This window comes from Aphanizomenon flos-aquae FACHB-1287 (assembly GCF_014698755.1).
GTDB classification, from domain to species: domain Bacteria; phylum Cyanobacteriota; class Cyanobacteriia; order Cyanobacteriales; family Nostocaceae; genus Dolichospermum; species Dolichospermum flosaquae.
This window is the reverse complement of record NZ_JACJTO010000019.1, coordinates 35,559-49,733: the sequence shown is the minus strand read 5'-3', so window position 1 is coordinate 49,733 and position 14,175 is coordinate 35,559. Positions and strand designations below refer to the sequence as shown.

Below are 14,175 nucleotides of genomic sequence, written 5' to 3'. Positions count from 1 at the left end.
GCGAGATAATAATGTAATAACTGCATTAAAGAATTAATTTTGTTACGAAAATAACAGATAATAAGAACGACATTGTTTATTACTGTTATTTCCCACTACAAAATATACAAGGTAGTGGGTTTTATCTCAATTTGAGGATTATTAACCATGTCAGTCTCTATTGACTTACAGCCAATATTACATAAAACTATTTGTCAAGACTGTGCTTTTTATGTTAAATTAGATTGTACTCACCCTGATGAGTTAGATGTTAATTGTGTTACCGTGAATTTTTGTAGTTCATTTACTCCAGCGGTAGAAATTGATAGTCCTTGTGTTTCTTTTGGTAATGATGATAAAGTGGGTTGGGTTGATACAAAGAAACCCAACAATAACCAGAACAACATTGATTTTTCCTGATCTTCCTTTGCGTCTTTGCTCCTTTGTGCCTTTGCGCGAAATAAATCTATGAAATTATCATTATTAATTAAATATCCTATTTTAGGGATAATCAATTTTTTATTATTAAGTATTAATATTCAACCCGTATTTTCCAGTTCTCCCCCGACTCTAATACTGGCACAAAATAGAAATACTAAAGCAGCTACAGAGGCTTTAAATCAAGGATTACAGGCGATTCAGTCGGGAAGAATAGAAGTAGCAATTACCGCTTTTCGTGAAGCTATTAAACTAGATCCTAAATTAGCAGCAGCGCACTATAATTTAGGTTTATCACTACGACAATTAGGAAAATTACAACCTGCTGCGGATGCTTTTTATCAAGCTACTCAAGCGGATTCTCAATTTGCTTTAGCTTTTGCAAATTTAGGTGGGGCTTTATTAGAAGGAAATAATTTAAAATTGGCTCAAGATTACTTAAATAAGGCCTTAGAATTAAATCCCAATTTAGGTTTTGCCCATTATAACATGGGGTTAGTTAAAGAGCAAGAAAAAAATTGGCAAAGTGCGATCGCTTCTTTTGAAAAAGCTAGAACCTATAGTAAAAATGCTCCAGAACCAGCTTATCATTTAGGGATATGTTATTTACAACTAGGGAAAATTGAACAAGCAAAAGCTGCTTTTAACCAAGCAATTAAAATCAATCCCAAATATGCGGAAGCCCACTATAATATTGGCTCAATTTTATTTAATCAGGGGAAATTAAATGAAGCTTTAGCAGCTTTTAGAAAATCAGCCGCAGCCAACCCTAATTATGCTAATGCTTATTATGGTGCGGGATTAGTTTTTATGCAGTTAAAGCAGTATAAAGAAGCTTTACAAGTCTTCCAATATGCACACGATTTATATAATATTCAAGGTAATTTACAGTGGGTAAAAAATTCCCAGGAGTTATTACAAAAAGCAGAAAAACAGCAAAAATAAACTCCCACTTTCTAGTAGTATACAAGTTCAAGACCTATTGAATTTATGTAAAAAGCTGTAAAATCTGATAGCTAATGACTTCTATAGTGTTATATTTAAAATTTGCGTCTTAATGTTATTCAGTCCAATAGATTAACAGTGATGGAAACTGTAGTTTTACAAGTACCAAAGCATATAGAATTACCTACACAATTAGTAAATTCTCCAAAAAAATTCACATTTATCGATCTATTTGCGGGTATTGGAGGGTTTAGAATTGCTTTAGAAAAATTAGGTGGTCAATGTTTAGGTTACTCTGAAATAGATAAACAAGCTATTAAAGTGTATCAGCAAAATTTTATCAATTACCGAAATCAAGATGAAATTGAATTAGGAGATATTACTAAAGTTACAAAACTTCCATCTAATATTGATGTAATTGTAGGTGGTGTCCCTTGTCAACCTTGGTCAGTCGCAGGTTGTTTAAAGGGTTTTGATGATCAGAGAGGAAAATTATGGTTTGATGTGATTCGGTTGGTCAATAAAAGTCAACCTAAAGCGTTTATTTTTGAAAATGTTAGTGGTTTAGCAAGTCCAAAAAACAGAGATAATTTAGAACTGATTTTGCAGAATTTTCATGATATAGGATATTGTGCGAAATGGCAAATATTAAATGCTTACGATTTTGGTTTACCTCAAAATAGAGATAGAGTTTTTATTGTAGGAATTCAAAATGGTATAGAGAAATGCCAAGAATATAGATTTCCTCGTTCTTTAAATATTCACCCCAAAGTTTTAGATATTTTAGATGAATTAAAAAATATTGAATTTATAGAAAAAGTTAAATTAGATGCAAATACCTTATTTAAAGGTGTAATACCACCTTCAAGAACTCGATTTCAAAAAGATGATGAATTAAATGATTTCTTTATTTTCTCAGATTTAAGAAATGGACATACAACAATTCACTCTTGGAATATTATTAAAACTACTGATAGAGAAAAAATGATTTGTTTAGCTCTTTTAAAGAATAGAAGAAGTAAAAAGTATGGTAATAAGGATGGAAACCCTTTATCTTTTGAAAACTTCCAGAGAATAATACCTAATATAGAAATTAGAGAATTAAATATATTAGTTGATAAAGGAATATTTCGCTGGACTGATAATAGAAAGTATGAATTTGTTAATTCTAAGAATATGACAGGAATTAATGATATCTATAGAATTATTTTACCTACTGCTGATATTTTTCCAACTTTAACTGCTACTGGTGGTAAAGATTATATAGCAACTGTATCTATTCATGGTAGTAATCCAGAAGAGTATAAGCAGTTGTTTTTAGAAAAAATTTATCACTCTAAAAAATATATACCAATCACTGCAAAACACGCTTGCAAGTTACAAGGATTTCCTGCTAATTTTATATATCATCAAAAAGATGATACTGCTAAAAAACATTTTGGTAATGCTGTTCCTATTCCTGTTGTTGAGTATGTAGCTAAAGAGTTATTAAGGATTATTGATATTTAACTGATTTTGGTAAAAAATATCACGAAATTCTGCCGCAAAGTTTTCTTGTCCTAGTTCAAAAAACAGTGATTTTAACTGCTTCTATGAAATTACTTGAACGGGAGTCTTATTTTTACCAATAGGTGTTTCCAGGGAAATTGGTAATTGGGCAAATTTGGCAATAAACCGTTTCTCGATATTCCATAGACCGTAGCAATTTCTTTCTCCGTGGGTTTGCGTCCCATTTCTTGAGATAGGAGTTTGGGTCATTCCAGGAGTGACGTTTTCCGCTGAAGATGAGGTACAAACTTGAATCATGAAACTCTTGTGGTGCGGGCATCTTACCCGCTAGATATGTACCCCATAACACCTGAAGATGAGGTACAAACTTGAATCATGAAACTCTTGTGGTGCGGGCATCTTGCCCGCTAGATATGTACCCCATAACACCGGGAAATGCTGTATTACAAAAAGCGCGAAAACTAGATAACTAAAAACATTTTAGCAAAATATCCCTATTCACAACAGGGGATTTTATCAGCTTTAAGACAGATGAATAAATCTCCAGAAATAAGTAGAAATTAACTAAACAACTAACGGATTAGAAAAATGAGTAAAACCAAAACTCAAGAACCCATTAGTAACTTAGAGTATGATTTTATTAGTGTGTTGCATACTAAAGCAGTAGCCGTTCAATCCTACGAAAATTATATCAAAGATGCAAAAGAGGCTAATTCTATACCTTGTGTAGAACTGTTCCAAAAATTACGCCAGTCAGAAATTGAACAAGTACACGAAATTCGCCAGCATCTCCAAGAGGTTATGCAGCAAGGTAAAATGTAATTAATGCTGGAGCGGGTTTAAAAAATTGATGATTTAAACCCGCCCCTACTCATTAACGAATATACTCTTTCAGTACGCTGTTACGATTAGGGTGGCGTAACTTACGGAGTGCTTTGGCTTCAATTTGGCGAATACGTTCGCGGGTGACGTTAAAAATTTGGCCGATTTCTTCTAGGGTTTTCATGCGACCATCGTCTAAACCATAGCGTAATCGGAGAACGTCCCGTTCACGAGGTCCGAGACTATCTAGGACTTTTTCTAGGTCTTCCCGCAGCAAGTTTTTAGAAACTTGGTCTTCTGGGGTTTCACCGTCAGATTCTATGAAATCACCTAAACGGGAGTCTTCTTCTTTCCCTATCGGTGTTTCCAGAGAAATTGGTAATTGAGCGGATTTGGCAATAAACCGCAGTTTCTCGATGGTCATTTCCATGCGAGTCGCAATTTCTTCCTCCGTGGGTTTACGTCCCATTTCTTGAGACAGGAGTTTCGTAGTTTTCTTAATTCGGGAAATGGTCTCGTAAAGATGAACCGGTAGACGGATAGTGCGGGACTGGTCAGCGATCGCTCTGGTAATTGCTTGACGTATCCACCATGTAGCGTAGGTAGAAAACTTATAGCCTTTTTCGTGATCAAACTTTTCAGCCGCACGAATCAACCCCAAACTACCCTCTTGAATCAAGTCTTGGAAAGACAAGCCCCGATTCATGTACTTCTTGGCAATGGAAACTACCAGCCGCAGGTTAGATTGTACCATCTTGTCCTTCGCCCTGCGGCCAATGTGTAGGCGATAACGAAAGGTTGGTAATGGTAATGATACTTCTGCCGCCCATTCACTGTCTCTAGGCTCTCGTTCCAGGCGTTCACAAAGCCTTTCCCTTGCCCGTTCTAGTTCCAGTAACTCAGCAATTTTCCGCGCCAGTTCAATTTCTTCATCTGCGCGTAATAGACGAATCCTCCCAATCTCTTGCAAGTACAGACGAATGGAATCTTCGGTGTAATGCTTTTTCTTGGTTACTTGTGTCCGACGACGCGATTTAGCGGCTTTTCCAGACTCTGCGTCGTCCTCATCAGACTGAGGCTCTAAAAAATCATTAATTTCGCCGTCATCAGTCAGCAATAAGTCCTCTTCTTCTATTAAGAGCGCTTGTAATTCGATCTCAGGCGGATTTATCATTTCTAGGTCAGGCTGATAAATATTATCGAGTACGTTGTTAGCCTGGTTCATGCCGCGTTCCTCATGCTCCTTCCAGAATCAGTTACTCAAGACATTTTGATTACTTTTGGCATTAAGTAATCTATGCACCGAAAATTGGGTTCTGGCTAATTACCCTAAGATATTTTCGATGATTTTCTTCCTGTTTTAGCCAGAATTTGTGCTTAAAAGTGGCAAATATCACTTTTTAGTGTATCGCTCGCTTTTTAAATTGTCATACCCATTACTTCCACACATCACTTTCTATTGACCAAATCTACAGATCAAGATCGGTTTTTTTTAAAAAGCTTTCTGATGCGGACATAAGTGAATGACATTAGACAGATTTAACTATAAATACCTTTCTGATTGTAGCCTGTTTCACAAAAATTGCCCTCTTTTTGTCCCTTATTTAGAACTCATTTACTAAGATTAAGCCACCTTTATCAAAAAGACATTAAAAATGGCGGTGATTCCATTAGATCTTATTGAAAACTTGTTGGTTTGGTAGGGGCATTCTCATTAAATTAAAAGGTAGGCACACTTTTATCAACCTTACACAAATTGTTCCTAACTGAACAAGTAGTATTTATGTTCTGCCTTAATTAACCCGAAGGCGGGTATTTATTTACAGAGATTAGTTCAACTAGAACTAATTGTCCATATCTACTGTTAGCTAGTGATTGGTGTTTGTTTCCAGGCACTAGCCCTTGTATATGCTATACCAAGAACTTGAACTAAGGAGTTAAATTTATGGCATTTTTTTGGCGGGTTAAGAGATCAATTAAAAACTCTCTCAATTTGCCCTTATTCACACATTAGCGCAGAGTTGAGATTTCTACCCTGTGCAACTTGACAAACTGTTCTTATTGTATACAACGATATTTTAATCAGGCGATAAATAATATTGTTGTTAAAGTTTCCCCAATCATAATACTTGGGTAAGTCAAGGGATGCCATCTGTAATTATGAATACTTCATTTTTTAAGCAGTTGGCTGTGACCCGAATTATGAAAAGTTTTGTTTATGCTTACTAAGCCTTGCTTTGTAGATAATATTTAGTTGACCTTTCTAACCATAGCAAATGCTTTCCCTTTTTGTGGAGAAAAATTTATGATTCTTAGCAAATAATTTATGGGGATTGGAAATTGGGATTGGGAAGATAAATATTCAAGCTGATTTTGATTCATTACCCATTACCAATTAATAATTACCAATCACCCATGACCTTAGATATCTAAGTCCGTCATATTCAGCTTAGAACCATAAGTTTCAATGAACTCGCGTCTAGGCGCAACCCGATCACCCATTAAAATGGTAAAAATCCGATCAGCTTCGGCTGCGTCTTCAATTTCCACTCGTTTGAGGGTACGGGTTTCTGGATTCATTGTGGTTGTCCACAGTTGTTCTGGCATCATTTCCCCCAAACCTTTAAACCGCTGAATGGTATAATTAGCATTACTGGGAAGAGTGCCTAGATGTTGTTGTAATTCCCGTTCGCTGTAACAATACTGGTAATTTTTACCCCGTTCTACTTTGTACAGTGGCGGACAAGCAATATAAATGAACCCCTGTTCAATTAACGCCCGTTGATAACGATAAAAGAAAGTTAACAACAAGGTGCGGATGTGCGCTCCATCTACGTCAGCATCAGTCATTAATACTATATGATGATATCGTAATTGTGAGGAGTTAAATTCTTCACCTTTGACACCTAAACCCAGGGCTGTAATTAAGGCTTGAATTTCGTTATTTTTATAGATTTTGGCATCGTCGGTTTTTTCAATGTTAAGAATTTTACCACGCAGAGGGAGAATTGCTTGGGTTCTGCGATCGCGTCCTTGCTTCGCACTTCCACCCGCTGAATCGCCTTCTACGATGTATATTTCAGATTCAGCCGGATCACGAGAGCTACAATCTGCTAATTTACCAGGAAGAGGCGAAGATTCTAATACTGATTTGCGACGGACTAGTTCCCGCGCATGACGGGCAGCTTCAGCAGCTTTAAACGCTTGGATAGCTTTATCTAAAATAGCATCAGCTATAGCGGGATGAAAATCTAGATACTCCGTGAGAACTTCACCGACAAAAGAATCAACAATCCCGCGAACCTCTGTATTTCCCAGTTTAGTTTTAGTTTGTCCTTCAAATTCAGGATCAGGGACTTTCACAGAAATGACAGCAGTTAGACCTTCGCGGACGTGCTCACCACTGAGATTAGATTCATTCTCTTTAATTTTATTGCGTTTGCGAGCAGTTGCATTTAATGTCCGAGTTAGAACCGCTTTTAAACCTTCTAAGTGTGTACCACCATCAATAGTGCGAATATTATTAGCAAAGCCCAGGACATTATCCGTATAAGCATCAGTACACCATTGTAAAGACACTTCTACCTGGACATTATTGCGTTCCCCTTGGACATAGATAATTTCTTCATGAAGCGGCTGCTTGTCACGATTCATGTAGGCGATATACTCTTTAATACCACCCCTGTATTCGTAGGTTTCTATTCTTGGTGTGTCACTTTTGAGGATATCTAAACGATGATCGGTAAAAATGATTCTGACACCTGCATTTAGATATGCTAACTCGCGTAAGCGTCCTGATAAAGTAATGTAATCAAATTCTATGCTGGTGGTAAAAATTTGTGTATCTGGCTTAAAGGTAATAGAAGTCCCAGTTTTATCTTCTTCCGAAGGTGTTGCTACCAATTCAGTAACCGGGAAACTCCGTTCATATCTCTGTTTATGTACCTTATGGTCTCGCCAAACCGTAACTTCTACAAACTCAGATAAAGCATTAACCACAGAAATTCCCACACCGTGTAAACCGCCAGAGACCTTGTAGCCACCACCACCAAACTTACCACCAGCATGAAGAACAGTTAAAACGGTTTCTAAAGCTGATTTTCCGGTTTTTGGGTGAATATCGGTAGGAATACCCCGACCATCATCTGTTACGGTGACAGAACCATCAGCATTGATATCTACTTCAACATGGGTACAGTAACCCGCCAAAGCTTCATCAACAGAGTTGTCAACTACCTCGTAAACTAAATGGTGAAGTCCTCGCGGACCTGTAGTACCAATGTACATCCCTGGTCGTTTGCGGACGGCTTCCAGACCTTCCAGAACCTGAATCTGATCGGCGCTGTAACTGCTCGTCATGAAAATTCTCCTGATACTTGGGGTTAAAATTGCCGAAAGGCGGAAAAAGTCAAATCACCCCAACATTATAACATAAAAGCCTTCCTGCCGTCTGTAGCCCAATTTTATGAGAAGTTTATATAAGGGTTGTAACCCTGATGAGAATTGGGTAGAAAATTCCCTATTTTGCGTTTTTCTTCCCACTGACCACTGACAACGAACATTTGACTAATGACTAAATTAATTGTAATTTGTGGGGCGACGGCGACGGGTAAATCTGGTTTAGCTTTAAGTTTAGCACAAAGATTAAATTCTGTAATTCTCAGTGCTGATTCTCGTCAAGTATATCGTGAGTTTGATATTGGGACAGCGAAACCAAATCTAGCTGAAAAAAAATTAGTTTCCCATTACTTAATAGATATCTGTGAACCAACTGAAATCATGACATTAGCAGATTATCAACAACAAGCACAAGCTTTAATTGCTAGTTTGGGAGTTGAAACACTGTTGTTAGTGGGTGGAACAGGTTTATATATTCGTTCCATTGTTCAAGGAATGAAGATTCCCAGAGTTGCACCCCAGCCCGAATTGCGATCGCAATTAGAATCTTTGGGTCAAATCCGACTCTATCCCATGTTACAACAAGTTGACCCCATTGCTGCCCAAAAAATTCACGCTAACGATTTGGTGCGGACTTTAAGAGCTTTGGAGGTTTATTATACAACTGGTATTCCTATTTCTGAACAGCAAGGAGAAAATCCACCGAATTATCCAATTTTACAAATTTGTTTAGATGCTTATGCAGAACATTTAGATGTGAGAATTGGTAAACGAACTGAACAAATGATAGCAGATGGTTTAGTTGCTGAAGTTGAATATCTTTGTCGAAAATATGGTATTGATTTACCCTTATTAAATACTTTGGGATATCAAGAAATAAAGCAATATTTAACTGGTGAAATTTCTTTAAATGCAGCCAAAGAATTAATTGCTTTACATACCCGACAATTTGCAAAACGTCAACGAACTTGGTTTAGACAATCTCCTAATCTTGAATATTTTGATATGAATAATCCTGATTTATTAGAAAGTGTTTGGCAAAGAATTACCGACTTTGTCTGAATCAGGATATCCAGTATTCAGACAAAAATCCTGCAATTGTTAAAAACTGAACTCTAAATAAATAAACTAGGAGAAACTTTAAAATATTCTCCCAAGGCTTTAGCTTGTGCTTTACTAATTGAACGTTTACCGTTAACAACTTCTGAGACTACACCACTGCTAGAACCTAGAATACGTACTAAGTCAGCTTGACGAATGCCGCTAGATTCCATGATATGTAGCAATATATCATGAGGTGTAGATTCATCCATTGGATAATTTTCTTCCTCATAATCTTCAATTAGTCTGACAAGCAATTTGTGTAAAGCTCGCTCCTCTGGACTACGATTTTTTTTAAAAGTTAGATATTCTGCAACTTTTAAAAGACGTTCATAGTCTTCCTCTGTGTCAATTACTTGAGGAGCGATTTCTGCTAGTAATTGACTATAAGTATTTCGGTCAAAAGTAAGGGTCATTTTTCCATTTATTTTTACTATATTCGGCGTGAGTTAGCAAGTATTTGTAGTACACCGTTTGATCTTCATAATCCATTCCTACAATTAAACGATAATCATTACCTTTGATATTGAAAACAGTAAAATTACCAACAGCTTCAGCATCTCGGTGAAATTTTTGAACATCATTTAAACTTTGCCATTCGGATTTTTTAACTGTTTTATACCAATCTTCAATTTGTTTTTTGATATCAGGGTACTTTGCTGCTTCTTCGCGGAGGGTGCGAATTGAAATTAGGTGCATAATATACTTTGGATTTGAAATAATAGTGATTGGTGTACATAGCTTAATTCCTTGTTTGTGCTTGGTTGTTCTTGTGTTTGTGCTTGGTTGTTCTTGTGTTTGTGCTTGGTTATTCTTGTGTTTGTGCTTGGTTATTCTTGTGTTTGTGCTTGCCACCTACTTTATTCTCGCAAAATGAGAGTAACTTGTCAAGTCCTAATTAGGACTTATACAAAATTTTTCTGTAATTAAAAACTCCACAAAGATAAAAAATCCTTGAGGAGCTTAAGAGAGTATTAACAGCTTTTGCCGAGCCATAAAGAATTAAGCCATAACGCACCAAATAGTAAATTTACTAATTATCTGGAAGTTGCTTTTTCAAAGCATTTAATAACGCCCAACGGCTATCAGTAGGTTTTTCGGAAACAGCAGTATTCAAAATACCCGGACAATTAAGATTACATAATTGACGCTGAGGTAACGCTAAACACATCTGTTGATATAACCATTCACCGGGATCAAAGTGACCATCAGGTGCTAAAGTTTCCAGTAAATCCTCTACAGCAACTTCCATTTCTAAAGGTAAATCTTCCGTTTGATTAGCGGTTTCATCCAACCAAATGACTTCCTGAGTATCAAGAACCAGACGGTGGTTATACTGCTGTAAACAGCGGTTGCAGGTACAGGTAATAATTGTTTCTGCCTGAGATGAAACTTCCAAGTAATTACCCTGATGTTTAACTTGGATAAGTCCGCGAACTGGTGTCAATGTTTCTAGTCCAGGTAGAAACTCTTGAACTTGAATTTCCTCTGTCCGCTCCGGGGCTTTACTTAGCTGCGGAATAAAAATAGCGTCCATAGGATTTGTAATACCCTGAAAATTGATCCATTTAGCTTGTATAATTATAGCGGGCAAGATGCCCGCACCACAAAGTTCAAGTAAATTGTGGTTATCAAATTTAGCTGCGTAACAGCTTAATAGGTAATAGGTAATAGGTAATTAATTGGTAATTGGTAATATTCTTGACTGTTCCCTGTTCCCCATTCCCTACTACCTAATTATTGTGTAACTGCTTGACGAACAACTAAATGACGATTAGGTTCTTTTCCGCGACTGAAAGTTTCTAAATCCGAAAATTCCTGCAATAAAGTATGGATTTGACGACGTTCCGAAGAACTGAGAGATTGAAGTTCTACCTCCCTTCCAGAAAAGCGAACTTCTGCGGCAGCAGTTTCCGCTAAAGTGCGGATTTCGGCCTCTCGTCTCACACGATAACCATTCAATTCAACCGTGTAGGCCTGTTGATTTTCTTCTGGTTGATTCAAATTGAGAACCGAATTTGCTAGATATTGAATTCCGTCCAGCACAGAAGCACCAGTACCAATTAAAATCCTAATTTGTTCTGATGTTAAATTAGTTTGATCTATTGTCAACCAGTAGCTTTCTTCTGCTGGTACATCTTCCTCAGAAGAGGGCTTAATTTCTAAATTAGCCCGTACTTGAGTAGATACACCAACAAGAAGTAGCAAATTTTGTAACCATTGTTCACCACTTTGCATAGAAATGTCGCTCATAATCAACCATTAGCCTTTTTCTTAGAACTTTTGGGTTCAAATGGCAACGCTTTCACTTCAATGGTTTGGGTTTGGGCTTCTTTCTCCTGTAAATCTACGATTTTTTGAATTTCTTCTGGTAGAGGTTCACGGGAAAGGATATAGGTTTGGATAGTTTGGAAAACATTACCAATTACCATATACATAAGTACCCCAGCCGGGAGGGGAAAAAATAAGAACATTCCAGAAAAGATCACAGGAGTAATTTTATTGACCGTATCTTGCTGAGGGTTGCCACCGCTGGAATTTTGTCCAGAGAGCATTTGGCTCACATAAAGACTGATACCAAAGAAGACAATCATTGCCACAATATCCCAATGAATTGTATTATCAGGATCAATAGCGCCTACTCGACCCAAAGCATCAATAAAGAGAAATCCTTTTTCTGCTGCCAGTCCAGGGATTGTGCCTTGAATGGTCACGTCTCCGGGTTCTAGAGCCTCTATATTGCCTTCGGCATCAATTTTCACCCTTTCTGAGCCTTTAGTGATTTTCCATTCAGGTTTTAAATTAGTTTCTGGGTGTTCTACCAAGAGCAAATCAAATGGTTTACCTTCTACAGTTTGATATTGAATCTTAGTTTTTTCTCCCACTGCTAACTTACTACCTCCTGGGAGAATGGCAGAGATTTGAGTGTGTTCCCCATCAGCAATATAAATATTTTGTGGGGGAGTGGCAAAAGCTTGGGGTTGAACGTTCTCAATTTGTTGTTCAGGGAAGACTTGCAGATTAACGGTATAATTCACACCAGAAAAAGGCGATCCCCGCAAAGTCGCAAACAGTGCTAGTAATACAGGCATTTGCAACAATAGAGGTAGACATCCTGCCAAGGGATTACCAAATTCACTTTGGACTTTGAGCATTTCCTCTTGTTGCTTTTGCTGATCATCTTTATAACGTTCTTTGATTTCTGCCATACGCTTCTGCATCACGGGTTGCACGACTCGCATTCGTCGCATACTACGAATAGAACCGGCACTCAAGGGATAGAGTGCAAAGCGGATAATCAATGTTAAGGCTACTATTGCCAACCCATAGCTAGGGACAAAACCATAGAAAAGGTCTATGATTGGCAACATCACGTTGTTCGAGAGAAACCCGATACCAAAATCCATTATTCTGAATTCAACCTGCGGTACTTTGACACTCCCACCCCGGTTGGGAGTGGGATACTCAGTTGAGCCTATCCTCTGACTAGAGGTGGTTATCTCCTAAGCTTTTGCTCTATATTGTAGAGGTTTTTGTTAAGCATTGCTGTGACTATCCACAAGCTACGGAAGTTAGGGATAGTCGCTCATTATTTAAAAATGTGAATGTTAACTCCCTGGACAAACTAATTATTTAGAACTGCTATATTGGGGATTTTTAGCAGTAATTTTTTCATTAATGTAGTCATAGACTTCCCGAAAATTAGGAACAGCCCGCATTTCGATGAGAGTACCATTTTTGAGAGTGATTGCCATATCTCCCCATAAGCTGATGGCACGGGGAACTTTGACAATTTTCACTACTTCTGAATAAATTACATCATAGCGATCGCGTCCCATCCAACCACCAGTGACACATATCCGTCTATCTGTGATCCGGAAACGCAGCCAGATAGATCTGACTATTGCCCCCACAGCCAAGGGAATACCCACCACTGTTAGCCCAATAAGCAGGTTAAGAATTAAATCCCCCAAGTGGGGACCACCTTCATAATAAACTTCTTCACGAATGCCCATTTAATACCTCTGCTTGTGCCAATAACTCCTCTAATTCTTGCAGAAATTTATGGGTTTGGTGCTCAGATTCTGCGGTTTTTGGTTTGACAATTAATACTAACCGCCATCCTGGGACTAATTTGGGCAATATTTGATACAATGCTGCTGTAATTTGCCTTTTGATTTTGTTGCGAACAACGGCGCGTTTACTAACTTTTGTACTAATAGCAATACCAATTTTTGTGGCAGGAGGGGCAGTATCCAAAGAAGGTTCTATGGCCAAAGCAGGTTTTAAAGCTCTCAAAGTAAAATGAGAACTATGTCGCCGAATTCCTTCCCGGAAAACTGCCTGAAAATCCTGACGGGATTTGAGACGATATGCTTTGGGCAAAGCCACAACAGTTCTTAATTGCTGAATTTTACCCTAAACACTCAAACGATGCCGTCCTTTTCTTCTTCTAGCACTAATCACGTTTCTGCCGTCTGGTGTCCGCATTCTGGCACGAAATCCAGAGGTTCTTTTTCTCTTGCGGCAAGTGCCTCCCAATGTCCTTTGCATATCTTTCTCCTTTTACCGGATTTTTATAAAAAGTCACAATCTGATATTTTACCATTTTACAGGCAATAAAAACATATTTCTAGATGGAGTTTTCACCAGAAACAAGCCAGAGGCAAAAATCAAAAGTAATCATTTTTCTCTTCTGGGTTAAACTAAGTATGGAAAAGTCCCTTCTATTGACTATCTAAACCGAGAAGTTGAGAGCAGGGAACAGGGAACGGGGGATTATTAAATATTTTGCCATAATATTCCAACATAAGGCTTATTTTTTATACATCGTAAACCTATTAATCCCAAATATTATAAAGAAATAATTAAAAGTGGTATTATCTATCGCGGTGATCATTCTGGAATTAGAGCCAAGGATGACAATAGAATGAAAGCGATGCAGAGAAGTTTGTCAGGTTAGCTCATCCGAAAGTCTGATAT

15 protein-coding genes and 1 pseudogene are annotated in these 14,175 nt (G+C 37.6%); 5 read left to right on the top strand and 11 right to left on the bottom strand.

What is annotated here, in order from left to right; genetic code table 11:
- The first annotated feature begins 147 nt into the window (after positions 1–147).
- The 3 genes from H6G44_RS10905 to H6G44_RS10895 all read left to right on the top strand — a co-directional run bounded on the left by H6G44_RS10905 (position 148) and on the right by H6G44_RS10895 (position 2,871).
- Positions 148–399 carry a hypothetical protein gene (locus H6G44_RS10905; protein WP_190386549.1) on the top strand — a complete coding sequence of 84 codons (252 nt, stop codon included), beginning with the start codon at positions 148–150 and terminating at the stop codon, positions 397–399.
- A gap of 48 nt (positions 400–447) precedes the next feature.
- Complete coding sequence (locus tag H6G44_RS10900) at positions 448–1,362, top strand: tetratricopeptide repeat protein (protein WP_190386550.1); 915 nt, start codon at positions 448–450, stop codon at positions 1,360–1,362.
- A gap of 141 nt (positions 1,363–1,503) precedes the next feature.
- On the top strand, positions 1,504–2,871 hold the full coding sequence (locus H6G44_RS10895) for a DNA cytosine methyltransferase (protein WP_190386551.1): 1,368 nt from the start codon (positions 1,504–1,506) through the stop codon (positions 2,869–2,871).
- A gap of 76 nt (positions 2,872–2,947) precedes the next feature.
- Here H6G44_RS10895 and H6G44_RS10890 read toward each other — a convergent pair.
- Positions 2,948–3,113 (bottom strand): annotated as a pseudogene (locus H6G44_RS10890) (sigma-70 domain-containing protein); the annotation flags it as partial.
- Between the two features lie 346 nt (positions 3,114–3,459).
- On the opposite strand from H6G44_RS10890, the gene H6G44_RS10885 reads away from it, so the two are divergent.
- On the top strand, positions 3,460–3,693 hold the full coding sequence (locus H6G44_RS10885) for a hypothetical protein (RefSeq protein ID WP_190386552.1): 234 nt from the start codon (positions 3,460–3,462) through the stop codon (positions 3,691–3,693).
- A gap of 52 nt (positions 3,694–3,745) precedes the next feature.
- Here H6G44_RS10885 and rpoD read toward each other — a convergent pair whose 3' ends face one another.
- Both rpoD and gyrB read right to left on the bottom strand, forming a co-directional pair.
- On the bottom strand, positions 3,746–4,918 hold the full coding sequence (gene rpoD / locus H6G44_RS10880) for an RNA polymerase sigma factor RpoD (protein WP_190386553.1): 1,173 nt from the start codon (positions 4,916–4,918) through the stop codon (positions 3,746–3,748).
- A 1,196-nt stretch (positions 4,919–6,114) separates the two neighbouring features.
- Positions 6,115–8,052, bottom strand: coding sequence for a DNA topoisomerase (ATP-hydrolyzing) subunit B (gyrB, locus tag H6G44_RS10875; RefSeq protein ID WP_190386554.1), 1,938 nt, complete (start codon positions 8,050–8,052; stop codon positions 6,115–6,117).
- 210 nt (positions 8,053–8,262) lie between these two features.
- On the opposite strand from gyrB, the gene miaA reads away from it, so the two are divergent.
- Positions 8,263–9,153: a tRNA (adenosine(37)-N6)-dimethylallyltransferase MiaA gene (gene miaA, locus H6G44_RS10870; RefSeq protein WP_190386555.1), complete on the top strand. Its 891-nt coding sequence runs from the start codon at positions 8,263–8,265 to the stop codon at positions 9,151–9,153.
- A 53-nt stretch (positions 9,154–9,206) separates the two neighbouring features.
- On the opposite strand, the gene H6G44_RS10865 is transcribed toward miaA, so the two are convergent.
- From H6G44_RS10865 to rpmH, 8 genes are all read right to left on the bottom strand, one after another.
- Positions 9,207–9,608, bottom strand: a complete 402-nt coding sequence (locus H6G44_RS10865) for a helix-turn-helix domain-containing protein (RefSeq protein ID WP_190386556.1) — start codon at positions 9,606–9,608, stop codon at positions 9,207–9,209.
- On the bottom strand, positions 9,592–9,891 hold the full coding sequence (locus H6G44_RS10860; RefSeq protein WP_190386557.1) for a type II toxin-antitoxin system HigB family toxin: 300 nt from the start codon (positions 9,889–9,891) through the stop codon (positions 9,592–9,594). Before H6G44_RS10860 ends, H6G44_RS10865 begins: the two co-directional genes overlap by 17 nt.
- Positions 9,892–10,225: 334 nt before the next feature.
- Complete coding sequence (locus H6G44_RS10855) at positions 10,226–10,729, bottom strand: YceD family protein (protein ID WP_190386558.1); 504 nt, start codon at positions 10,727–10,729, stop codon at positions 10,226–10,228.
- A 200-nt stretch (positions 10,730–10,929) separates the two neighbouring features.
- Positions 10,930–11,445, bottom strand: a complete 516-nt coding sequence (locus tag H6G44_RS10850; protein WP_190386559.1) for a Jag family protein — start codon at positions 11,443–11,445, stop codon at positions 10,930–10,932.
- Between the two features lie 2 nt (positions 11,446–11,447).
- Positions 11,448–12,599, bottom strand: coding sequence for a membrane protein insertase YidC (gene yidC / locus H6G44_RS10845; RefSeq protein WP_190386560.1), 1,152 nt, complete (start codon positions 12,597–12,599; stop codon positions 11,448–11,450).
- A gap of 222 nt (positions 12,600–12,821) precedes the next feature.
- Entirely contained in the window at positions 12,822–13,208 is a 387-nt protein-coding gene (locus H6G44_RS10840) for a PH domain-containing protein (RefSeq protein ID WP_190386561.1), read from the bottom strand.
- Positions 13,195–13,584 carry a ribonuclease P protein component gene (rnpA, locus tag H6G44_RS10835; protein WP_190386562.1) on the bottom strand — a complete coding sequence of 130 codons (390 nt, stop codon included), beginning with the start codon at positions 13,582–13,584 and terminating at the stop codon, positions 13,195–13,197. Before rnpA ends, H6G44_RS10840 begins: the two co-directional genes overlap by 14 nt.
- Positions 13,585–13,611: 27 nt before the next feature.
- Positions 13,612–13,746, bottom strand: a complete 135-nt coding sequence (gene rpmH / locus H6G44_RS10830; RefSeq protein ID WP_015209090.1) for a 50S ribosomal protein L34 — start codon at positions 13,744–13,746, stop codon at positions 13,612–13,614.
- Positions 13,747–14,175 lie beyond the last annotated feature (429 nt).

Excerpts from the sequence above, each read along its gene's own strand:
- H6G44_RS10905 (WP_190386549.1), top strand. The coding sequence starts at position 148 with ATGTCAGTCTCTATTGACTTACAGCCAATATTACATAAAACTATTTGT.
- H6G44_RS10900 (WP_190386550.1), top strand. The coding sequence starts at position 448 with ATGAAATTATCATTATTAATTAAATATCCTATTTTAGGGATAATCAAT.
- H6G44_RS10895 (WP_190386551.1), top strand. The coding sequence starts at position 1,504 with ATGGAAACTGTAGTTTTACAAGTACCAAAGCATATAGAATTACCTACA.
- H6G44_RS10885 (WP_190386552.1), top strand. The coding sequence starts at position 3,460 with ATGAGTAAAACCAAAACTCAAGAACCCATTAGTAACTTAGAGTATGAT.
- rpoD (WP_190386553.1), bottom strand. The coding sequence starts at position 4,918 with ATGAACCAGGCTAACAACGTACTCGATAATATTTATCAGCCTGACCTA.
- gyrB (WP_190386554.1), bottom strand. The coding sequence starts at position 8,052 with ATGACGAGCAGTTACAGCGCCGATCAGATTCAGGTTCTGGAAGGTCTG.
- miaA (WP_190386555.1), top strand. The coding sequence starts at position 8,263 with ATGACTAAATTAATTGTAATTTGTGGGGCGACGGCGACGGGTAAATCT.
- H6G44_RS10865 (WP_190386556.1), bottom strand. The coding sequence starts at position 9,608 with ATGACCCTTACTTTTGACCGAAATACTTATAGTCAATTACTAGCAGAA.
- H6G44_RS10860 (WP_190386557.1), bottom strand. The coding sequence starts at position 9,891 with ATGCACCTAATTTCAATTCGCACCCTCCGCGAAGAAGCAGCAAAGTAC.
- H6G44_RS10855 (WP_190386558.1), bottom strand. The coding sequence starts at position 10,729 with ATGGACGCTATTTTTATTCCGCAGCTAAGTAAAGCCCCGGAGCGGACA.
- H6G44_RS10850 (WP_190386559.1), bottom strand. The coding sequence starts at position 11,445 with ATGAGCGACATTTCTATGCAAAGTGGTGAACAATGGTTACAAAATTTG.
- yidC (WP_190386560.1), bottom strand. The coding sequence starts at position 12,599 with ATGGATTTTGGTATCGGGTTTCTCTCGAACAACGTGATGTTGCCAATC.
- H6G44_RS10840 (WP_190386561.1), bottom strand. The coding sequence starts at position 13,208 with ATGGGCATTCGTGAAGAAGTTTATTATGAAGGTGGTCCCCACTTGGGG.
- rpmH (WP_015209090.1), bottom strand. The coding sequence starts at position 13,746 with ATGCAAAGGACATTGGGAGGCACTTGCCGCAAGAGAAAAAGAACCTCT.